Origin of the sequence: Streptomyces griseus subsp. griseus, assembly GCF_003610995.1 — a bacterium.
Taxonomy (GTDB): Bacteria; Actinomycetota; Actinomycetes; order Streptomycetales; family Streptomycetaceae; genus Streptomyces.
The window spans coordinates 3,331,419-3,354,504 of sequence record NZ_CP032543.1; the positions used below are offsets into that span (position 1 = coordinate 3,331,419).

8 protein-coding genes are annotated in these 23,086 nt (G+C 74.3%); all 8 read right to left on the reverse strand.

The window, feature by feature from the left end:
* Positions 1-2: 2 nt before the first annotated feature.
* The 8 genes from D6270_RS14860 to D6270_RS14890 all read right to left on the reverse strand — a co-directional run bounded on the left by D6270_RS14860 (position 3) and on the right by D6270_RS14890 (position 23,068).
* Positions 3-12,314: a type I polyketide synthase gene (locus tag D6270_RS14860; RefSeq protein WP_225976854.1), complete on the reverse strand. Its 12,312-nt coding sequence runs from the start codon at positions 12,312-12,314 to the stop codon at positions 3-5.
* Complete coding sequence (locus D6270_RS33075; RefSeq protein ID WP_225976855.1) at positions 12,215-16,390, reverse strand: type I polyketide synthase; 4,176 nt, start codon at positions 16,388-16,390, stop codon at positions 12,215-12,217. Before D6270_RS33075 ends, D6270_RS14860 begins: the two co-directional genes overlap by 100 nt.
* A 219-nt stretch (positions 16,391-16,609) precedes the next feature.
* Positions 16,610-17,950 carry a methylaspartate mutase gene (locus tag D6270_RS14865; RefSeq protein ID WP_225977056.1) on the reverse strand — a complete coding sequence of 447 codons (1,341 nt, stop codon included), beginning with the start codon at positions 17,948-17,950 and terminating at the stop codon, positions 16,610-16,612.
* Positions 17,951-18,033: 83 nt separating this feature from the next.
* Positions 18,034-18,456, reverse strand: coding sequence for a cobalamin B12-binding domain-containing protein (locus D6270_RS14870; RefSeq protein WP_109167436.1), 423 nt, complete (start codon positions 18,454-18,456; stop codon positions 18,034-18,036).
* Between the two features lie 77 nt (positions 18,457-18,533).
* Positions 18,534-19,793, reverse strand: coding sequence for a type III PLP-dependent enzyme domain-containing protein (locus tag D6270_RS14875; protein WP_109164955.1), 1,260 nt, complete (start codon positions 19,791-19,793; stop codon positions 18,534-18,536).
* Positions 19,790-21,433, reverse strand: a complete 1,644-nt coding sequence (locus tag D6270_RS14880; RefSeq protein WP_109164954.1) for an AMP-binding protein — start codon at positions 21,431-21,433, stop codon at positions 19,790-19,792. The genes D6270_RS14875 and D6270_RS14880 overlap by 4 nt, the downstream gene beginning before the upstream one ends.
* A 195-nt stretch (positions 21,434-21,628) precedes the next feature.
* Positions 21,629-21,823: a ferredoxin gene (locus tag D6270_RS14885; protein ID WP_109164953.1), complete on the reverse strand. Its 195-nt coding sequence runs from the start codon at positions 21,821-21,823 to the stop codon at positions 21,629-21,631.
* Positions 21,824-21,835: 12 nt separating this feature from the next.
* The gene (locus D6270_RS14890; protein ID WP_109164952.1) at positions 21,836-23,068 is read right to left on the reverse strand and encodes a cytochrome P450; all 1,233 of its coding nucleotides are present in this window, start codon (positions 23,066-23,068) and stop codon (positions 21,836-21,838) included.
* Between the last annotated feature and the right edge of the window lie 18 nt (positions 23,069-23,086).

Genomic DNA, 23,086 nt, shown 5'->3' on the forward strand with positions numbered 1-23,086 from the left:
CCTCAGCCCTCGCTCGGGTTCGGGTCGGCGGACGCGAGGGCCGCGCGCACCAGGTCGTCGATGTCCATGGTTCTGATCGCCTCCTCGGACGCGGCCGGTTGGGGCGCGGCGCCGGGAGGGGTGGCGGGAGACGTGGTGGGAGGGGTGGACGCGGCGGGGCCGGCGAGTGCCAGCAGTGCGTCCAGGAGTCCCGCGCCGCGCAGCGCGTCCAGGGGCACGGATGCCAGGGCCTGGCGGATCGACGCCTCGTCCTGGGCGGCCGTCTCCCGCGGCGCGTCGGGGGAACTGTCGTCGATGTCCGGAGCCAGCTCCTCCAGCAGGAACTCGGCGAGGACCACCGGGCTCGGGTAGTCGAACATCAGGGTCGCCGGCAGCCGGGTCCCGACCGCCTTCTGGAGCCGGTTGCGCAGGTCGATCGCCGCGAGGGAGTCGAGTCCCTGCGCCGTGAAGCCCTTGGTGACGTCGACGGTGTCCGGGTCGCCGTGCGTGACGGCGGCGACCTGGGCCTTGATGACATCGAGTACGGCCTGCTCCCTCGCGACCGCCGTCAGGCCGGACAGGCGGCGCGCCAGCGGCAGTTCCTCGGCGGCCGGGGCCGCGGCGGTGGCGGCGGTGACCGCAGGCGCCCTGACCTCACGGCGCTGGGGCGCGGCAGCCGCTGCGCGCATCACCTCCCGCAGCAGGACAGGGGGTTCGGTCGCGGGGTCTCCCGGAGCCTCCACCCGGATCGGGGCGAGGAACGCCTCGTCGAGGGTGAGCGCCTCGTCCAGGAGTTCCAGGCCTTCGGCGGTCGGCAGAGCCGGGATGCCGAGGGCCCGCATCCGGCGCAGGTCGGCGTCGGTGACGCCGCCACCCAGGCCGGTCTTCGTCTCCCACAGCCCGAACGCCAGGGACACGGACCGCAGGCCGAGGGCGCGCCGGTGGGCGGAGAGCGCGTCGAGGAAGCGGTTGGAAGCCGCGTAGTTGCCCTGTCCCGCCCCGACGACGAGCCCGGCGCAGGAGGAGAAGAGGACGAACGCCGCGAGGTCCAGCTCGCGGGTGGCGTCGTGCAGGTGCCATGCGGCGTCGACCTTGGGCCGCAGCACGGTGTCGAACTGTTCCCGGGTCAGGGCGCCCACCATCGCGTTGTCCATGACGCCCGCGGCGTGCACCACGGCGGTCAGGGGGCGGTCGGCGGGCAGCGAGGCGAGCAGGCCGTCGAGGGCGGCGCGGTCGGCCACGTCGCAGGCGGCCAGGGTGACCACGGCTCCGAGCGTGGCGAGTTCGTCGCGCAGGCCGGTGGCGCCGGGGGTGCCGGCGCCGCGCCGGCTGGTGAGCAGGAGGTGCCGGACGCCGTGTTCCGTCACGAGGTGGCGGGCGACGACGGCGCCGAGGCCGCTGGTGCCGCCGGTGATGAGGACGGTGCCTTCGGGGTCCCAGGCCACGGGGGTGGTGACCGTGCCCGCGCCGACCCGGGCCAGCCGGGGGACCCGGACCTCGGCGCCCCGGAGGGCCACCTCGGGCTCCCCGGAGGTGACGACGGCGGGCAGCGCGTCGCGTGCCGGACCGGAACCGTCGGAGTCCACGAGGACGAACCGCCCCGGGTTCTCCTCCTGCGCGGACCGCAGCAGGCCCCACACGGGTGCCTGGGCGAGGTCGACGGTCTCGTCCCCGGTGACGGTGACGGCGTTACGGGTCACCGCCATCAGGCGGGAGTCCGCGTACCGGGTGTCGTCCAGCCAGCCCTGGACGGCGTCCAGGACCTGCCAGGTGACCGAGCGGACCGCGCCGGGGACGTCGTCGGTGTGGTCCGCGGCAGGGACGGGCAGCACCACGACGGCGGGGACGGGCGCCCCGCCGGTGACGGCTCCGCCGAGTGCGGCCAGGTCCGGGTAGTGGCGCCCCACGCCGTCCGGGTGGACGGGGCCGGCGGCCGGCTCCGGCCCGATGACGGCCCAGTCGTCCGCGACGGCGGCGACGGCTCCACCCAGCGGCAGCTGGTTCCACACCAGGCGGAACATCGCCTCCCGCTCACCGTCGCCCGCGGCTGCCGCGGCGTTGACGCGCGCCGCCGTGACGGGCCGCACCACCAGGGACTCGATGGTGGCGACGGGCGTGCCGGACGGGTCGGACAGCTCCAGCCGTACGGCGTCCGAGCCCTCCGAACGGTGGGACTCGACGGGGGTGATGCGCACCCGCAGCCGTGAGGACCCGGCGGCGTGCAGGGTGACGCCGGACCAGGCGAAGGGGAGCTGGGTGCCGCCGACGTCCTGGGGCTTGCGCCCGTCCATGAAGTCGGTGGCGCTGAGCGCCGCGTCGAGGATGGAGGGGTGCAGCCGGAAGTCGGCGCCCACGTCGAGGGAGTCCTCGGGGAGCGACACCTCGGCGAAGGTCTCCTTGCCGCGCGACCAGACGCCGCGCAGGCCTCGGAACATCGGCCCGTAACCGTATCCCTGGCTGGTGAGGTAGTCGTAGACGCCATCGGTCTCCACGACCCGCGCGCCCTCCGGGGGCCAGACGCCGGTGCCGACGCCGAAGGTCTCCGGCGCCGGGGCTGTCTGCCCGCCGATGGCGAGCACCCCGCTGGCGTGCCGGGTCCAGGGGGTGTCCGAGGGCGCGTCGTCGGCGCGGGAGTACACGGCGAGCGAGCGCCGCCCCGTGCTGTCCTCGGGGTCGACGACGACCTGGAGTGCCAGGCCGCCGTGGGGCGGCAGCGGCATCAGGACCTCGATGGTCAGCTCCTCGACGACATCGCAGCCGACCTCCTCACCGGCGCGGATGGCGAGTTCGATGTATCCGGTGCCGGGCAGCAGCACCGTGCCGAGCACGTCGTGGTCGGCGAGCCAGGGGTGGGTGCGCACGGACAGCCGCCCGGTCAGCACGACCCCACCGGCCTCCGGCGACACGACGACGGCGCTGAGCAGCGGGTGTCCCGCCGCGGTCTGGCCGAGGCTGGTCACATCGCCGTCGGGGGCGGCGGCGGGGGCGTCGAGCCAGTACGTGTCACGGGCGAAGGCGTACGTGGGCAGGTCGACGCGGTGTCCGCCGCGGCCCTCCAGGACCGCGGCCCAGCTCGGCCGGGCCCCGGCGGTGTGCAGCCGGGCGAGCGCGGTGAGCAGGGTGCGGACCTCGGGGCGGCCCTTGCGGAGGGCCGGTACGACCAGGGCGTCGGGCTCGTCGAGGCAGGTCTCGGTGAGCGCGGTCAGGACGGCGTCCGGGCCCAGTTCGACGAAGCGGGTGACCCCGTCCGTCCGGAGCCGGCCGACACCGTCGGCGAAGCGGACGGCGTCCCGCACGTGCTGGACCCAGTAGTCCGGCGAGGTGAGGAGACCTTCTCCGGCGATGTCGCCGGTCACGTTGGACACGACCCGCAGGGACGGGGCGCGGTAGGTGAGGCCCTGGGCGACCTGCCGGAACTCCTCCAGCATGGGGTCCATGAGGGGTGAGTGGAAGGCGTGGGAGACCCGCAGCGCGCTCGTCTTGCGCCCCAGCTCCCTGAAGCGATGCACCACCCCATCCACCGCGTCCCCGGCACCCGAGACCACCACCGCCGAAGGACCGTTCACCGCCGCGACCGACACACCCGGCACCAACCACGGCACGACCTCCTCCTCCGAGGCCTGCACCGCCACCATCACCCCACCCTCAGGCAACGCCTCCATCAACCCACCACGCGCCACCACCAGTCGAGCCGCATCCGCAAGCGAGAACACCCCCGCCACATACGCCGCAGCGATCTCCCCCACCGAATGCCCCGCCAGAAAGTCCGGCCGCACACCCCACGACTCCACCAACCGGAACAGCGCCACCTCCACCGCGAACAACGCCGGCTGCGCCACCCCCGTACGATTCAACGCCCCCTCATCCACACCCCAGATGACCTCCCGCAACGAACGACCCAAGTACACGTCCAGCTCGGCGAGCACAGCGTCAAACGCCTCCGCAAACACCGGGAACGCGGCATACAACTCACGACCCATCCCCAACCGCTGCGCACCCTGACCCGAGAACAGGAACGCCGTCGCACCGGGCGGCTCCTCGGCGGAGCCGGTGACGGTGTGCGCGGTCGGGCGGCCTGCGGCGAGTCCCGCCAGGGCGGCCAGGGCGTCTTCGCGGTCCTCGGCGAGGACGACGGCACGGTGGTCGAGGACGGCACGCGTGGTGGCCAGCGAGAAGCCGGTGTCCGTCAGGGAGTGCTCGGGGTGCGCCACGAGGTGGGCGCGCAGCCGGTCCGCCTGCGCGGGCAGCGTCTGGGCGCTCCGCGCGGACAGCACCAGCGGTACGAGAGGGAGCGGCGCGGCCTCGGGGGCGGCAGGCTCAGCGGGGGCGGGCTCAGCGAGGGCACCGCCCGGCGCCTCCTCGATGATGACGTGCGCGTTGGTGCCGCTGAGCCCGAACGACGAGACACCGGCCCGGCGCGGGCGCTCCCCCGGATTCCAGGGGACGGGCTCGGTCAGCAGCCGTACGTCACCGGAGTCCCAGTCCACCTGCGGTGACGGCTCGTCCACGTGCAGCGTCCGGGGCAGGACGCCGTTGCGCAGGGCCATGACCATCTTGATGACGCCGCTGACCCCGGCCGCCGCCTGCGCGTGCCCGATGTTGGACTTGATGGAACCGAGGTACAGCGGCCGGTCCGCCGGGCGGTCCTGGCCGTACGTGGCCAGCAGCGCCTGGGCCTCGATCGGGTCGCCGAGACGGGTCCCCGTACCGTGCCCCTCCACCGCGTCCACATCACCCGGTACCAGCCCCGCGCTCTCCAGCGCCCGGCGGATCACCCGCTGCTGCGAAGGACCGTTCGGCGCCGTCAGACCGTTCGACGCACCGTCCTGGTTGATCGCGCTGCCCTTGACCACCGCGAGCACGGGGTGGCCCTGGCGCTCGGCGTCCGAGAGGCGCTCCACCAGCAGCAGGCCCACGCCCTCGGCCCAGCTGGTGCCGTCGGCCGCGCCGGCGAACGCCTTGGAGCGGCCGTCGGCGGCGAGGCCGCGCTGCCTGCTGAAGTCGACGAAGATCTCGGGGGTCGGCATGACCGTCACACCACCGGCGAGGGCGAGGTCGATCTCGCCCGCGCGCAGCGCCTGGCAGGCCATGTGCAGGCTGACCAGGGAGGACGAGCAGGCTGTGTCGACGGTGACGGCGGGACCTTCGAGGCCCAGGGCGTAGGCGACGCGGCCGGAGGCGATGCTGCCCGCGCTGCCGTTGCCCAGGTAGCCGGCGAGGTCGTCCGGGACGTCGGTGACCCGGCTGCCGTACTCGTGGTACATCACGCCCGCGTAGACGCCGGTCTGGCTGCCGCGCAGCGTCGCCGGGTCGATGCCCGCGCGCTCGAACGCCTCCCACGCGGACTGGAGCAGAAGTCGCTGCTGCGGGTCCATGGCGAGGGCCTCGCGCGGCATGATGCCGAAGAACTCGGGGTCGAACTCGGCGGCGTCGTAGAGGAATCCGCCCTCGCGGACATACGTCCTGCCCGGCAGTCCCGGCTCCGGGTGGAAGAGGGCGTCGCCGTCCCAGCCCCGGTCGGTGGGGAATCCGGCGATGGCGTCCCGGCCGTCGGCGACCAGGTCCCACAGCTCCTCGGCGGAGCGGACCCCGCCGGGGAAGCGACAGCTGATCGCGACGATCGCGATGGGGTCGTCGTCGGTGGCCATGCGGGCGGCGGGGGCGACAGCGGGCGCCGCCGTCGTCGTTCCGACGAGCGCGGTGTCCAGGTGGCCGGTCAGCGCGGTGTCCAAGTAGCCCGTCACCGCGCTGGCGTTGGGGTAGTCGAAGACGAGGGTGGCCGGCAGCCGCAGCCCGGTGGCGCCCATGAGCAGGTTGCGCAGTTCGACGGCGGCGAGGGAGTCGAAGCCCTGGTCGCGGAAGGCGGTGTCGGGGCCGACCGCGTCCTGCGAGGTGTGGCCGAGGACGCTCGCGACCTGCGCCCTGACCAGGCCGAGCAGGACGCGGGCCCGCTCGTCGGCGGTGGCGCCCGCGAGGCGCTGCCGCAGGTCGGGGTCGCCGGTCCGCTCCCGTACGGTACGGCGGGCCGGGCCTCGGGTGCGGCCGCGCAGCAGGGCGGGCAGTTCGTCGTGGGCGCGGTCGCGGGCGGCGAGGGCGGCGGCGTCCACGGCGAGCGGGACGACCAGCGGACCTCCGGTGCCGAGCGCCGCGTCGAAGAGGGCCAGCGCCCGGTCGGCGGGCAGCGCGGGCAGGCCGAGGCGCCGCATCCGGTCCAGGTCGGCCCCGGTCAGGTCACCGCCGAGTCCGGTGCTGACCTCCCACATGCCGTACGCCAGCGAGGTGGCGGGCAGTCCCGCAGCGGCCCGGTGGACGGCGAGCGCGTCGAGGAAAACGTTGGCCGCAGCGTAGTCGGCCTGTCCGGCGGCGAGGACGAGGCCGCCCGCCGACGAGAAGAGGACGAACGCGGTGAGGTCATGGTCCCGGGTGAGGTCGTGGAGCAGCCAGGCGCCGTCCACCTTGGGGCGCAGGACGGCGTCGAACCGCTCGGGCGCCAGGCTCTCGATCAGGCCGCCGTCGGCGGTGGCGGCGGCGTGCACGACACCGCGCAGCGGACGGCCGGGATCGATGGCGGCGAGGACGGCGGCGAGCCGGTCCCGGTCGGCGATGTCGCACGCGGCGACCTCGACCCGGGCGCCCAGCGCGGTCAGCTCCTCGACGAGCGCGTCGGCGCCCGGGGTCGCGGCGCCGCGCCGGCCGAGCAGCAGCAGGTGGCGCACGCCGTGCCCGGTGACGAGGCGGCGGGCGACGAGGGCGCCGAGGCCGCTGGTGCCGCCGGTGATCAGGACGGTGCCGGTGGTGTCCCACGGGGCGGGGAGCGGCTCGGCCGGTTGGACCGCAGGCGCCAGCCGGGGTATCCACACCTCCCCGGCGCGCACGGCGGCCTCGGGCTCCCCGGAGGTGAGCGCGGCCAGGACGTCGGCGTCACCGGGGGCAGGGGCGGGGCTGTCCGTGGCGAGGTCGACCAAGACGAACCGGCCGGGGTGCTCGGCCTGCGCCGCCCGCACCAGGCCCCACACGGGCGCCTGGGCCAGGTCGATGACCTCGCCGGGCAGCACGGACACGGCCCGCCGGGTCACCACGGCCAGCCTCCGCCCGTCCGAGGCGGGGTCGGCGAGGAACGCCTGGACCTCGCCGAGCACGTGATGGGTCACGGCGCGCACCGCGTCGGGCACGTCGGTGCCGTCGGGCGCGGCCGGGCAGTGCAGGATCACGGGGCCGCCGGGCTCGTCCGCCGCGTCGGGCGCGGGGACGGCACGCTGCCAGGCGATGCGGTGCAGGGTGCCGGACGTCCCGGAGGCAGCGGCGGCGATCTGCTCGGCGGAGACCGGCCGGGAGACCAGCGACTCGACGGTGGCGACCGGGGTGCCGCTGTCGTCGGCGACCATGATGGCCGACACCTCATCGCCCTTGACCCGCTGGATGTGCACCCGCAGCGTCGCCGTACCGGCCGCATGGAGGGTCACGCCGTTCCAGGAGAACGGCAGCAGGGTCGGTGCGTCGGGCGCGGGGTCCGTGAGCAGGTCGGCGTGCATGGCGGCGTCCAGCAGCGCGGGGTGCAGGCCGAAGGAGGCCGCCTCCGTCCGCGCCGGTTCGGCGAGCGCCACCTCCGCGTACACATCGGTGCCGCGCCGCCAGGCCGCCCGCAGTCCCTGGAACGCGGGCCCGTAGGCGTACCCCCGCTCGCGCAGCCGCTCGTAGGCGCCGCTCACGTCGAGGGGCGTCGCACCGGGCGGCGGCCACCGGGTGAGGTCGAAGGCGGGGGCGGCGGGTTCCGTGGTGAGGGTGCCGTGGGCGTGCCGGGTCCAGGGCCCGTCCGGGTCGGTGCCGCCGCGCGAGTGGATGCTCACCGAGCGGGCGCCGGACGCGTCGGCGCCGCCGACGGAGACCCGCAGGGCGAGCCCGCCCCGCTCGGGCACGGTCAGGGGCGCCTCCAGGAGGAGTTCCTCCACGCGGCCGCAGCCCACCCGGTCACCGGCGCGTACGGCCAGCTCCACGAAGCCGGTCCCGGGCAGCAGGACGCCGCCGAGCACACCGTGGTCGGCCAGCCAGGGCTGGGTGTCCACGGAGAGCCGTCCGGTCAGGACGACGCCGCCGGTCTCGGGGGCTTCGACGGCCGCGCTCAGCAGCGCGTGGCCCACCGGTTCGAGGCCCACGGAGTCGAGACCACCGCCGACACCGCTGCCCCCGTCCAGCCAGTACCGCTGGTGCTGGAAGGCGTACGTGGGCAGTTCGGTGCCCAGCTCGGTGAAGCGTGCGGGGACCCCGAGGAAGGCGGACCAGTCGACCGGGACGCCGCGCGTGTGGAGCCGGCCGAGCGCCGCCACCAGCTCGCGGAGCTCTGGGCGTTCGCGGCGCAGCGCCGGGACGAAGGCGGCATCGGAGGAGTCGGTGACGGACTCGGCACCCATCCCGCTCAGCACACCGTCCGGACCGATCTCCAGGTACGAGAGGACACCGCGTGCTTCGAGATGGCTGACGCAGTCCGCGAACCGGACCGCCTCGCGGACATGCCGTACCCAGTACCCGGCCGTCGCCACGTCCGACGACACCTCGCCCATGACACCCGACACCAACGGAATCATCGGGGCACTGAACGACAGCCCCGAGACGACCTTCTCGAACTCCGCGAGCATCGGCTCCATCAACGGCGAATGGAACGCGTGCGACACCCTCAGACGCGACGACTTCCGCCCCAGCGCGGTAAACGCGTCCGCAACCTTCACGACAGCGTCCTCAGCACCCGAAACCACCACCGAACGCGGCCCGTTCACCGCAGCGATACTCACCAAATCGGACAACAGCGGTACGACCTCCGCCTCCGTCGCCTCCACCGCCACCATCGCGCCACCCTCAGGCAACGCCTCCATCAACCCACCACGCGCCACCACCAGTCGAGCCGCATCCGCAAGCGAGAGCACCCCCGCCACATGAGCAGCGGCGATCTCCCCCACCGAGTGCCCCGCCAAGAAGTCCGGCCGCACACCCCACGACTCCACCAACCGGAACAGCGCCACCTCCACCGCGAACAACGCCGGCTGCGCCACCCCCGTACGATTCAACGCCCCCTCATCCACACCCCAGATGACCTCCCGCAACGAACGACCCAAGTGCACATCCACCGCAGCGAGCACGGCGTCAAACGCCTCCGCGAACACCGGATACGCCTCGTACAACTCACGGCCCATCCCCAACCGCTGCGCACCCTGCCCCGTGAACAGGAACGCCGTCTTGCCCTCCCGGACCTCGTCCACCACCGCGCCCCGCCCGAGCGCCAACGCGTCCAAGGCGGCGGCCAGTTCGTCCCGGTCGGCGCCCAGGGCTACGGCCCGGTGGTCGAGTCCGGCGCGGGCCGTTGCCAGGGCGTGGCCCGCGGCGGCGAGGCGGTCGTCGGTGAGGGTGTCCAGGTGGGCGCGGAGCCGTTCGGCCTGGGCGCGCAGCGCCAGCGGGGTCCTGGCGGAGAGCGGCCAGGCCAGCACCGGCGGTGCGGCAGCCGGAGATTCCTGCGGGCCGCCGTCCTCGGTGGCGGCGTGGTCGCGGGCGGGCGGCTCCTCGATGATGACGTGGGCGTTGGTGCCGCTGATGCCGAACGACGACACCGCGGCGCGGCGGGGCCGGTCCGCGGCGGGCCACTCCGCGGGCTCGGTCAGCAACTCGACGGCGCCGGAGTCCCAGTCGACCTGCGGGGAGGGCTCGTCCGCGTGCAGCGTCCGGGGCAGGACGCCGTGCCGTATCGCCTCGACCATCTTGATGACACCGGCGACTCCGGCGGCAGCCTGGCTGTGGCCGATGTTGGACTTGACGGAGCCCAGCCGCAGCGGCCGGTCCGCCGGGCGGTCTTGGCCGTACGTGGCCAGCAGCGCCTGCGCCTCGATCGGGTCGCCGAGACGGGTCCCCGTACCGTGCCCCTCCACCGCGTCCACATCACCCGGCACGAGGCCCGCGCTCTCCAGCGCCCGGCGGATCACCCGCTGCTGCGAAGGACCGTTCGGCGCCGTCAGACCGTTCGACGCACCGTCGGAGTTGACGGCGGAACCGCGTACGACGCCGAGGATCCGGTGGCCGTTGCGTTCGGCGTCGGAGAGCCGCTCCAGGAGCAGCATGCCGACGCCCTCGCTCCAGCCGGTGCCGTCGGCGGCGGCGCCGAACGACTTGCACCGGCCGTCGGCCGCGAGGCCGCGCTGCCGGCTCATGTCCACGAAGGTGTCCGGGGTCGACATGACGGTGACGCCGCCCGCGAGGGCCAGGGTGCAGTCGCCCCGGCGCAGCGCCTGGGCCGCCCAGTGCAGGGCGACCAGGGACGACGAGCAGGCGGTGTCGACGGTGACGGCGGGGCCCTCGACGCCGAGCGCGTAGGCGACCCGGCCCGACACCACGCTGGCGAGGCTGCCGTTGCCGTGGTAGCCCGCGATGTGCTCGGGCAGCGGGCCCAGGCGCAGGCCCCAGTCGTGGTACATCACCCCGGCGAAGACGCCGGTGTCGCTGCCGCGCAGGGAGTGCGGGTCGAGACCGGCGCGTTCGAACGTCTCCCAGGACACTTCGAGCAGGAGCCGCTGCTGCGGGTCCATGGCCTGGGCCTCGCGCGGGCTGATGCCGAAGAACTCGGCGTCGAAACCGGCCGCCTGGTAGAGGAATCCACCCTGGTCGGAGAGGGTCTTCCCGGGCTTGCCCGGCTCGGGGTCGTAGAGGTCGGAGTCCCAGCCCCGGTCGGTGGGGAACCCGGAGACGGCGTCCCGGCCCTCCTCCACCAGGTGCCACAGGTCCTCGGGCGAGGCGACGCCGCCAGGGTAGCGGCAGGCCATGGCGACGATCGCGATGGGCTCGTCGTCGGCGACGACGGTGGTGGCCGGGGTACGGGTCCGGTCGGCCTCCTCGGTGGTGGTGCCGAGTCGTCCCGCGAGGTGGTCGGCGAGCGCGCCGGGCGTGGGGTGGTCGAAGACGAGGGTGGCGGTCAGCGGGATGCCGGTGGCGGCGCTGAGCCGGTTGCGCAGTTCGACGGCGGCGAGCGAGTCGAAGCCCATCTCGTTGAAGGCGCGGGCCGGGGCGATGCGTTCGGCACCCTCGTGCCCGAGTACGGCGGCGACCTGGCCGCGTACCAGGTCGAGCAGGGCCTCCCCGCGTTCGGCGCGGGTCAGCCCCGCGAGCCTGCGGGCGAGGGAGTGCGCCACCTCGACGCCGTCGGCCCCGTCGGTGCCGACGGCGCGCCGGGCCGGCCTGACCAGGCCGCGCAGCAGCGCCGGAAGGCCGCCGCCGGAGCGGGCCTGGAGGGAGCGCAGGTCGAAGCGTACGGGGACGACCGCCGATGTGCCGGGCGTGGTCAGGACCCGGTCGAGGAGGGCGAGGTTCTCCGGGGCGGTCAGCGGCTGGAGGCCCAGGCGTTCGATGCGGCGCAGCGCCGCCTCGTCCAGCCCGCCGCCCATGCCGCCGGTGCCGGTCCACAGGCCCCAGGCGAGGGAGGTGGCGGGCAGTCCGGCGGCGGTGCGGTGGGCGGCGAGGGCGTCGAGGAAGACGTTGGCGGCCGCGTAGTTGCCCTGGCCCGCGCCGTCGAGGAGGGTCGCCGTCGAGGAGAAGAGGACGAACGCCGACAGGTCGCTGTCGCGGGTCAGCTCGTGCAGGTGCCAGGCGCCGTCCGCCTTGGGCCGCAGGACGGTGTCCAGCCGGGTGTCGTCGAGGGAGGCGACGAGCCCGTCGTCCAGGACACCGGCCGCGTGCACCACGGCGGTCAGCGGCAGCGCGGCGGGGATCGCGGCGAGCGCGGCGGCCAGCGCCGTACGGTCGGCGACGTCGCATGCGGCTACGGTCACCTCGGCGCCCAGGGCGGTCAGTTCGTCGCGCAGCGCGGCGGCTCCGGGGGCCTCCAGACCCCGGCGGCCCGTGAGCAGCAGGCCGCGTACGCCGTGCACGGTCACCAGGTGGCGGGCGAGGGCGGCGCCGACGCCGCCGGTGCCACCGGTGATCAGGACGGTGCCGTCGGGGCGCCACGGGGCCCGGTCCCGGTCCGGGGTCTGCTCGGCCCTGGCGAGCCGGGGGACGAGGAATTGGCCGTTACGCAGGGCGAGTTCGGGTTCGGTGGTGGCGGCGGCGATCTTCAGCGCCTCGGCGGGGTCGAGCGAGCCGTCGGTGTCGAGGAGGGTGAACCGGCCGGGGTTCTCCGCCTGCGCCGAGCGCACCAGGCCCCAGACCGGCGCCTGGGCGAGGTCGATCGCGTCGCCGGGCGCGGTGGTGACCGCGCCGCTCGTCAGGACGACGAGCCGCCCGGTCGCGGAGCGTTCGTCGTCGGTCCAGGACCGTACGGCCGTGAGGGTGTCCGACAGGACGGCACGGACGGCGCCGGGCACATCGTCGCCGGACGGCCGGGCGCACCGGTGAAGTTCGGCGGCCGGGGCCCCTCGGCAGGGGTGGCCCCGGGCGCGGGCAGGGGCGTCCAGGTGACGTGGAAGAGGGCGTCGGGGCGGGTGGCGCCGAGTCGGGCCGCGTCGACCGGGCGGACCAGGAACGCGTCGACGGAGGCGACGGGCGCCCCGGTGGGGTCGGCCAGTTCCAGCGCCACCCGCTCGGCACCGGTGGCGGTGATCCGTACCCGCAGGGTGTCGGCGCCGGTCGCGTGCACGGTGACGCCGTTCCAGGCGAACGGCAGCCGGATCCGCTCGTCCCGGGGCCCCTCGGTGGCGAAGTCGGTGGCGTGCAGCACGGCGTCCAGCAGCGCCGGGTGGAGGCCGAACCCCGCGGGCGACACGCCCCGGTCGTCGGAGGAGGGCAGCGCGACCTCGGCGAGGACGGCGCCGTCGGGGGTGCGCCACACGGCGCGCAGGCCGTGGAAGGCGGGGCCGTAGGCGTAGCCCTGAGCGGTCAGGTCCTCGTAGAGGCCGGAGATGTCGACGGGTTCGGCGTCGCGCGGCGGCCAGGGACCGGTGGCGAACGCGGCCGGTCCGCCGTCCGGTGTCCGGGGGGCGAGCCGACCGGTGGCGTGCCGGGTCCAGGGGGCGTCGGCGGGGGCGTCCTCGTCCCGCGCGTAGCAGGCGACGGCCCGGTGGCCGGCCTGGTCGGGGGCCTCGGCCACGATCTGGAGGGCGACGCCCCCGGTGGCGGGCAGCACCAGCGGCGCCTCCATGAGGAGTTCGTCGATCCGCTCGCAGCCGGTCTGCTCCCCGGCGTACGCCGCGAGGTCGACGAAGGCGGTGCCCGGGAGCAGCACATGGCCCGCGATGGTGTGGTCGGCGAGCCAGGGGTGGGAGCGCAGGGAGATCCGGCCGGTGAGGACGACGGCTTCCGAGTCGGCGAGGCCGACGACCGCGCCGAGCAGCGGGTGGGCGGCGTCGACCTGGCCGAAGGCGGTGGCGTCGGCGGCGGACCCCGGGGCGCTCAGCCAGTACCGCTCGCGCTGGAAGGCGTAGGTGGGCAGGTCGACGCGGTGGGCGTCGTAGGCGGCGAAGAAGGCGCGCCAGTCGGGTGCGGTGCCGCGTGTGTACGCCACCGCCAGCGCGGACAGCAGCTGGCGCGGCTCGTCGTGGCCCCGGCGCAGGGCGGACACGAACGCGGTGCCGGTGTCGGGGGCGCAGTCGCGGCCCATGGCGCTGAGGACGGGGTCCGGGCCGAGTTCGAGGAAGGTGTCGACGCCCTGCGCGAGGAGCCAGTCCATCCCGTCGCGGAACCGTACGGCCTCGCGGACGTGGCGCACCCAGTGTTCGGGGGAGGACAGTTCGTCGGTGGTGGCGAGCCGTCCGGTCAGGTGGGAGACCACGGGGATGGTCGGCGGTGCGTAGCTGAGGATCTCGGCGACCTGCCGGAACTCCGCGAGCATCGGCTCCATCAGCGGCGAGTGGAAGGCGTGCGAGACCCGCAGCCGCTTCGTGCGGTGTCCGGCGTCGGCCAGCAGCGCGGCGATCGCGGTGACCGTCTCCTCGTCGCCGGAGAGGACGAGGGAGGTGGGGCCGTTGACGGCGGCGATGCCCGCCCGGTCGCGGCGGTCGGCGAGGAGGGGCGCCACCGTCTCCTCGGAGGCGTCGACGGCGATCATGGCGCCGCCCTCGGGCAGCGCGTCCATCAGCCGGCCACGGGCGGCGACCAGGGTGGCCGCGTCGTCCAGGGAGAGGACCCCTGCGACGTGTGCGGCGGTCAGCTCGCCGATGGAGTGGCCCGCCACGTAGTCGGGGCGTACGCCCCACGCCTCCAGCAGCCGGAACAGCGCGGTCTCGACGGCGAACAGGGCGGCCTGCGCGTACCCGGTGCGGTCCAGCAGAGCGGCCAGGGGCGAGCCCTCGTCCGCGAACAGGACGTCCCTCAGCGACCGGTCGAGTTGGAGGTCGAGGTAGCCGATGGCGTCGTCGAGGGCCTTGGCGAAGACGGGGTGGGTCTCGTACAGGCGGCGGCCCATGGCGAGGCGCTGGCTGCCCTGCCCGGAGAACAGGAACGCGAGCCTGCCGCCGGTGACGGCACCCGTGTGCACGCCGGGGGTGTCCTGCCCCTCCGCGAGCGCGCGCAGCCCGGCCAGGACGCTGCCGTGGTCATCGGCGAGCACCACGGCGCGGTGGCCGAGTGCGGTGCGGGTGGTGGCCAGCGAGTGGCCGAGGTCGGCGGGGCGGAGTGCGGGGTCGCCCTCGACCCGGTCGAGGAGGCGGCGCGCCTGGGCGCGCAGGGCGGTGGCGTTCCTGGCCGAGAGCGTCAGCGGTACGGGGGTCCCGGCGTCGGCGGGCGCCCGGTCGTGGCCGGCGGGAGGCTGCCCGGCGGCCGGGGGTTCCTCGACGATGAGGTGGGCGTTGGTGCCGCTGACCCCGAAGGAGGAGACACCGGCACGCCGCGGCCGGTCGCCGGGGGTCCAGTCGACGGGTCCCGTCAGCAGCCGGACGTCGCCCGCCGACCAGTCGACGGCGGGGGTGGCGGCGTCGACGTGCAGGGTCGCCGGGAGCCTGCCGTGGCGCATCGCCATGATCATCTTGATGAGTCCGGCGGAGCCCGCCGCGGCCTGGGTGTGCCCGATGTTGGACTTCACCGAGCCGAGCCACACCGGGCTGTCCTCCGGCCGGTCCTGCCCGTAGGTGGCCAGCAGGGCCTGCGCCTCGATCGGGTCGCCGAGGGTGGTGCCGGTGCCGTGCGCCTCCACGGCGTCCACGTCGGTGGCGGCGAGCCCGGCGTCGGCGAGGGCCTGGCGGATGACCTGCCGCTGGGCCCGGCCGCTGGGCGCGGTCAGTCCGTTGGAGGCGCCGTCCTGGTTGATGGCGGTGCCGCGGAGGACGGCGAGGACGGGGTGGCCGTTGGCCTGCGCGTCGGAGAGCCGCTCCAGGACGAAGACGCCGACGCCCTCGGCGAAGGCGGTGCCGTCGGCGGCGGCGGCGAACGCCTTCACCGTGCCGTCGGGGGCCAGACCGCGCTGCCTGCTGAACGCGGTGAACGTTCCGGGGCTGCCCATGACGGCGACGCCCCCGGCCAGGGCGAGGCCGCACTCACCGCTGCGCAGGGACCGTACGGCCAGGTGCAGCCCGACCAGGGAGCCGGAGCAGGCGGTGTCCACGGTCAGCGCGGGGCCTTCGAGGCCGAGGGTGTAGGCGACGCGGCCGGAGACGACGCTGGGCGCGTTGCCGCTGAGGAGGTAGCCGTCGAGGCCGTCGGGCGCCTCGTGCAGCCGCATCGCGTACTCCTGCGGCTCGGCGGCGACGAACACGCCCGTACCGCTGCCGCGCAGGGTGGCCGCGTCGATGCCCGCCCGCTCCACCGCCTCCCACACGGCCTCCAGGACCAGCCGCTGCTGCGGGTCCATCGCCAGGGCCTCGCGGGGGCTGATGCCGAAGAAGTCCGCGTCGAAGTCGGCGGCGTCGGGCAGGAATCCGCCGTGCCGCGCATAGGTCGTACCGGGGGTCGCCGGGTCCTCGTCGAAGAGCCGGTCCAGGTCCCAGCCCCGGTCGTCGGGGAACGTGTCACGGATGTGGGTGCCGTCGTCGACCAGCCGCCACAGGTCCTCCGGCGAGGCGACCCCGCCGGGGTAGCGGCAGCCGATGCCGACGACGGCGATCGGGTCGTCCGAGTGGCGGCCGGGGCGCGGTGCGGGCCCGTCCCGCTCGGGCAGCTCCAGGGCCTCGGTGCGCAGGTGGGCGGCGAGTTCGGCGGGCGAGGGGTGGTCGAAGGCGACGGTCGGCGGCAGCGAGAGGCCGGTCGCGGCGGAGAGCCGGGTGTGCAGTTCCACCAGGGCCACCGAGTCGAGGCCCAGTTCGCGGAAGGGCCGCCCGGTCTCCAAGGCGGTGGTCCCGGGGCGGGTCGCGCGCAGCACCTCCAGGGTGTGCTCCCGCACCAGGCCGAGCAGCACATGCGTCTGCTCGGTGGTGGGCAGCGCCGACAGTTCCCGCACGAGCGCCTCGTGCGGGCCGGTGCCGCCGGCCGGCGCGCCGTCGGGGCCGGAGACGAAGTTTCCCGACTCAGTCATCTGCACTCCACACCATCGTCGTCCGCAACGGGACGGAACTCACCAGGAAAACCAAGGAGGCCGGAAAGGCCAGAGGGAAGGGCCGAAGGGAAGGCCGGGGGAAGGGGCCGGGGAAGCGGGCTCCGCAGCCACGTTAGGGAGGAAGGGGTGGGCGTACGCAGCCCCTTGAGCACCCCTATGAGTCGCGGGAACGGCCCCTGCGGGCACCCCTGGGACTCCTCATGGGTCCCACCGGACCGGGCTCCCCCCGTCGTTGTCGTCGCGCCGGGGGCCCGCCCGCTCCAGGCGTCCCCCGCCGGCCGCGGCCCGCTCGTCGAACGTCCTGCGGACGTAGGACAGATCGGCCAGCAGCCCCGAGGAGGAGACGTCACGGGTGCGTCCGGCGCGGACCAGCCCGCCGAACGGGAGCCCGCCCACGGCCGCCCAGCGCAGCCGTCCGTCCCCGTCGATGTAGGAGCGGGTGCGCCCGTGGTTGTCGGGGTGCAGGCAGTACGGGATGTCGAACAGCCCCCGCGCGAAGGCCAGGCGCAGCGCGGTCCCGATGTCGGAGGACAGGTCGAGTACGGCCTCGACCAGCGCTCTCGCCTCCTGGTACGTCTGCGAGTCCGCGAGATCCGGGGCGGCGGCCGCGCGGGGGGCGGCGAGCGGTGCGCGGCCGGGGCGGGCCTTCCTGGCGGCCGACTCCAGCGCCGCCACGTTCTCCTCGATCGTGGGGATGCGGCGCGATTCGGCGACGGTCTTGACGATGAGGCGCTCGGAGCCGGAGTCGACGGCGAGTTCGGCGGCCTCGTCCAGGAGCAGGTAGGCGCCCGCGTCGGTCTGCGGGTAGACCCCCATGTAGGCGTAGACGACGACGTGCCAGTTGTCGGTGGGCAGCAGCTCGCGGCAGAGGCGGCGCAGGGCGGCGATCGCCTCGCGGTCCTGGCCGGGGTGGGTCTGCTGGGCGTAGCTGAGCGAGACGCTGCGCACTCCGTGCTGGCAGAAGAAGAGGGCCTCGACGAGGCTGATCGCGACGAGTTCGCTGGGCGGGCAGAGCTGGCCGAGCATGCAGCCGCCGAAGGTCTCCAGGTGCGGTTCCACCCCCGTGTCGCGCAGCCGGGCGAAGTCCTGGGTGCAGCGTTCCCAGTTGCGTACGGAATCGTGCAGCGGGGTGCGCCCGTAGGGGAGGCAGTACGAGACGGGGCCGCCCTCGGTCGCGTTGAGGTACGCCGACCTGAGGGCGGTGAAGATGTCGCCGGGCACGGCAGAGCCGTGGCGGACCTGGACGGGGAAGTCCGGGGCCCGGACACCGTCGAGGACCCGTTCGGTGACCCGGGGCGGATAGGTGACGACGGGGTAGCCGTTGAGCCCCGACCCGTCGCGCAACGCGGCCTCGACGGAGGCCAGTTCGCCGACCCGGGTGAAGCTGTCGAGGGTGATCGTGCCGACGGTGACGGCGTCGGCGCCCTTGGTGGCGATCAGGCCCTCCCGCATCCGCAGCGGGTCGCCGAAGCCCATACGGGGCTGCACCACCAGGGAGCCGTGGCCGCCGTGGGCGCGGACGAACGTACCGAAGTCCACGGGGTCCGGGCGCCGCGCGGGGTGCCCGGCGTCGTCGGGCGCCCGCGGAGGACCGGGGACCTCCGCGGGCACCGCCCCGTGGCTCACGCCGGTACTCCGGCCCGTTCGGCCGGGCGGAGCGCGGCCGACTCGACCGAGCTCACGAACCGGCTGAAGTCGGCGATGCCGGTGGAGGCGTCGTCGAAGACCGCATCGAATCCGGCGGCCGTCAGCGCGGCCAGCTCCTCGGGGCTCTGCCGGCCGGTGACGCCGAGCTTCCCGCCGATCACCACGGGGGTCGCGGACAGCTCGCCGGCGGCGCGCAGCGCGGCGATGACCCGCAGTCCGTCCTGGTGTCCGTGGCCGTTGACGCTGCTGATCACGACCAGCTCGGGGGCCAGGTCGCGGCAGGAGGTGACGAGCAGGTCGTCGGGGACGCAGGGGCCCAGGTTGACGACCTCGTAGCCGAGCTCCTCGATCAGCAGCTGGAGGTAGACCAGGTTCCAGGTGTGCGAGTCGGAGGCCATGGAGGTGACGACGACGGTGCCGCGCCGCCGGGCGGCGGCCGGGGCGTGCGGCGGCGGGGGCGCGAGAGGGGTGAGGTTCACCGTGCCGCTCCGGCGGTGGTCGGCGGGCGTGTCCCGGTGACGGTGTCGTAGGCGCGGCGCGGCTCGATCCGCGACACGGACACCACCTCGTCGCCCCGGACGACGACCTCGGTGGGCGCGGGCCTGCCGAGGAACATCAGCAGGCTCGCGGTGGGACCGTAGGCCCCGGCGTTGGGGATGGTGACGAGGTCGCCGCTCTCCAGCACCGGCAGGTCGATCTCCCTGCCGAGGATGTCGCCGGGCGTGCAGAGCGGGCCGACCAGGCTGGCCGGTTCGACGGGCGCGTCCCCGTCCAGGCGTACGGAGACCGGGAGCAGCCGGCCGAGGCCGGACATGCCGCCGAAGGTGTTGATCCCGGCGTCGAGGATGACGAACTTGCGGCCGCGGCTGACCTTGACGTTGCTGACGCGGGCCAGCAGGGTGCCGCTCGCGCCCACCAGGTAGCGCCCGGACTCGCAGGCGATCTCGGGGCCCTCGGTGTGCCGGTCGGGGAAGTGGGTGTCGAGTGCGGCGGTGAGCGCGGCGCACAGCCGGGGGTAGGAGCCCCGGTCGCCGGGCACCGCGTACGGCACGGTGAAGCCACCGCCGATGTCGAGGAGGCGCAGCGGGAGGCCGAGGTCCGCGCTGAGCGTGGCGGCGAGTGCGATGGTGTGCTCGAACTCGCCGATCAGGCTGTCCTCGTCCTTGGCGTTGCTCAGCGGGAAGAAGTGCATCCCGCTGACGCGGACGCCCGGGGTGGCGCGCAGGAGCGGCAGCACCTCCGCCAGGGTCTCGCTGTCGAAGCCGAACTGCGACGGGGTGCCGGTCATCCGGATGCTGCTGGTGGCGCTCGCGGCGACGCTGTTGACGCGCAGCAGGCAGTCGGCGGTCACCCCGTGGGCGAGGGCCGCCTCGCCGACGTGCCGGACGTCGGTGGCGGAGTCGGTGGAGAACAGGCGCACCCCGAGGCCGATCACCTCACGCAGTTCGTCGGGGGTCTTGCCGGGGCCGGTGTAGAGGCAGTCCGCGCCCCGGAACCCGGCGGCCAGGGCCGCGGCCAGTTCGCCCGTGGAGCTGATCTCGGGGCGGCAGGGGCGGTCGTTCTCGCGCAGGGCCCGGACGAGGTCGGGGTGCGGGTTGGCCTTCAGCGCGTAGAAGAGGGTGACCTCCTCGGGGAGTGCGCCGGTCAGGTCGCGCCGGGCCGCCTCGATCTCGTCCAGGTCGTAGACGTACAGCGGTGTGCCGAATCGTTCGGCCAGTTCCTCGTAGCGGCTCATCGGCCTTCCCCGTCGGTCGTGGAGCCGTCGGTCGTGGAGTCGTCGGGCCCGGCGCCGCCGGTCGTGGAGCCTTCGGGGCGGGAGCCTTCGGGGCGGGAGCCTTCGGCCTCGGCGTCGACCATCTCGGCCAGGACCTGCCGGGCGTTCTTGCCGTGCAGGCTGAGCGGCAGTTCGGTGAGGGTGCGGCAGAGCGCGGGCACCTTCGCCTGCTCCAGCCGCTGGGCCAGCTCCTTGAGCACGGTGTGCGGCGGCAGTTCGGTCTCGGCGAAGATCACCAGGTCCCGGCCGCCGGTCGGCGGGAGCGCGGTGGCGGTGCGGACGCCGGGGATGTCCATGGCGGCGGCCTCGATCTCGACCGTGCTCATCCGGATGCCCTTGCGCTTGAACATGTCGTCGCGCCGGCCCTCGAAGTAGAGGTAGCCGTCCTCGTCGAAACGGCCGTAGTCCCCGGTGTGCAGGCGCCGTTCACCGGTCTCCGGGTCGGGCCTGAAGGTGGCCGCCGTGAGTTCGGGACGCCGCCAGTAGCCGGGCATGACGTGCGGGCCGACGGCGACGATCTCCCCGACCTCGCCCTGGGGCACCGGATGCCCGTCCGGGTCGAGGAGGAGGACGCGCGTCCCGGGCAGCGGCAGGCCGACGGAGTCGGGGCGTTCGCCGTCCTCGTCGGGCGGCATGACCGAGACCCGCTTGCACTCGGTCTGGCCGAACTGGCGGACCACCCGGACGCCGGGGAACGCCTCGCGCAGGGTGGCGATCGCATGGGCGGGCAGCGCGGCACCGGTGTTGGTGAACAGCCGTACCGGCGGCGGGTTCTCGCCGTCGCGCCGGGCCAGTGAGCCGATCATCGTGGCGAGGGAGGGCACGATGGGGACGACGGTGGCGCCGGTCTCGCGCATACGCCGGAGCAGGACGAGGTCGGACTCGTCGCCCGCCAGGACCAGTTCGCTGCGGCCGAGGCAGGCGAGCAGCACCTTGTAGAGGCCGTAGTCCCAGGAGAGCGGGAAGCGGCAGAAGACCACGTCGTCGGGCCGGTAGCCGAGCACCTGCTGGATGGCCCGGGAGGCGAAGGTGACCTGGGCGTGCGGGCAGATGACGGCCTTGGGGGCGGCGGTGCTGCCGGAGGTGTACACCAGGAAGGCGAGGTCGTCGGGTGCGGTGTGCCGCTCCACGACCGGTGCCGGGTCCTGGGCGGCGAGCGCCGTCACCTCGGGCCACAGCTCCGCCAGGTCGCGTACGGGGACCGGGGCGAGTGACTCCAGGACGGCGGTGGCGGTGCCGCTCGCGATGACCAGGGCGGGTTCCGCGTCCCCGATCACCGACCTGAGGTGGTACTCCTTCATCGCCGGGTTGACGGGGACGAGGACCACACCGGCCCGGGAGGCCCCGTACACCATGGCGACCAGTTCGTGGCCGCTCGCCAGCTGGACGAGGAGGCGGTCGCCCCCGCGTACACCCGCGCGGTCCAGCCAGGCCGCGAAGGCGTGGCTGAGGGACGCAATTTGACGGTACGTCAGACGGGTGCGGCTGTCGCGCAGGCACTGCCGGTCCGGCACCTCGGCGACGGCCTCGTCGAGAAGGGAATGGACCGTCGCGCCCTTCCCGGGCGACGCTCCCGAGTCGGTTCTGTTCGGATTCTCCACGTGTCCAACATCGCTTTCGGGTGAGGACGGCGCGCGGCTCTCGCGCCGCCGCGCGGCAGCTGCCGAAGTAGGAGGGGCGTCCGGCGCGGGCCGGCCCCACGGGACCGTGGCGGGGGTTCCTGATCCCGTGGGGTACGTGCTCGGTGGCCTGCGGCCGGACGCCCGGTCGGTGGTCCGGGTGCGCGGGGGGCCGCGCTACTCGGCGATGCTGAGCGCGGCGACGGGGCAGACGTTGACGGACTCCACGACCTCGTCGCGCAGCCGCTCGTCCGGTGTCCCGATCAGGAGCACCACCTTGCCGTCCTCGTCGTCCTGGTCGAACACGGCGGGAGAGGTGATGACACACGCTCCCGCCGCCACACAGCGCTCTTTGTCGACGATCACACGCATGGAACCGCTCCTTTACCAGGTCACCGGGAGTTCGTGGAGGCCGTCGATGAGCGCCTTCGCCTTGAAGGGCAGCTCGTCGAGTTCGGCGTCGAGTCGCAGGGTCGGGATGCGGCGCAGCAGGGTGGTGAAGACGACCTCCAGCTGCATCCGGACGAGCATCTGGCCGGCGCACTGGTGCCTGCCGAAGCCGAACGCGACGTTGCGGCGCGACTCGCGGCGGGTCAGGTCCAGCTTGTTGGGCTCCTCGAAGACCGCCGGGTCGTGGTTGGCGGCGGACAGGGAGCAGATGACGCCCTCGCCCTTGCGGATCAGCTGGCCGCCGATCTCCACGTCCTCCAGGGCGACCCGGACGGTGCCGTGGTCGGAGATGGAGGAGTAGCGGGAGAGCTCGTCGACCGCCTGGCCGGACATCTCCGGGTGCTCGCGCAGCCAGTCGGCCTGCTCGGGGTGGTGGAGCAGGGCGAGGGAGCCGATCGAGATGCCGTTGACGGTCGACTCGTGACCGGCGGCGATCATGGCCCGGACCAGGGCGCTGATGTCGGCGGGCTCCAGTTCGCCCTCCTTCTCGTTGCGCTGGAGCAGGCTGCTGATCAGGTCGTCGCCGGGGTTCTCCTGCCGCTCGGCGATGAGCTTGTACAGCAGCACCTCGACCTCGGCGTTGGCCGAGGCGTGCTCCTCCGCGCTGCCCTGGGTGACCAGCAGCGTGACCCAGCGGTGGAAGAGGTCGACGTACTCGACGGGCACGCCGACCAGTTCGCACATCGCGAGCGAGGGCACCGGCATCGACAGCATGGACACCAGGTCGACCGGGCCGCCGTGCTCCAGCATGGCGTCGACGCACCCGTCGACGATCTCCTGGGTGCGCGGGCGCATGGCCTCGACGCGCTTCACGCTCAGCTCCGGCATCAGCATCATGCGGTGCGCGGTGTGCTCCGGCGGGTCCATGTGCAGCAGCGCCGGCTTGACCTTGCCCAGCAGCTCCATCGGGAAGTGGAACTGGAGCGGGTAGCCCGGGTCCGCCATGTCGGAGCTGAACCGGGGGTCCTTGAGCATCTGCCGTACGTCGTCGTAACGGGTGAGCAGCCAGGCCTCACGGCCGTTGAACCGCAGCTTGACCCACGGCACGGGCTCCTTCTCCCGCAGTTCGGCGTACTCGGGCGCGGGGTCCAGCGGACAGCCGGTCCGCTCCAGCGGGAACAGGCGGGGCTGCCGTACGGGGCATGCCTCGGCGGCGGTATCCGACATGGTGGCCTCTCTTCAGCT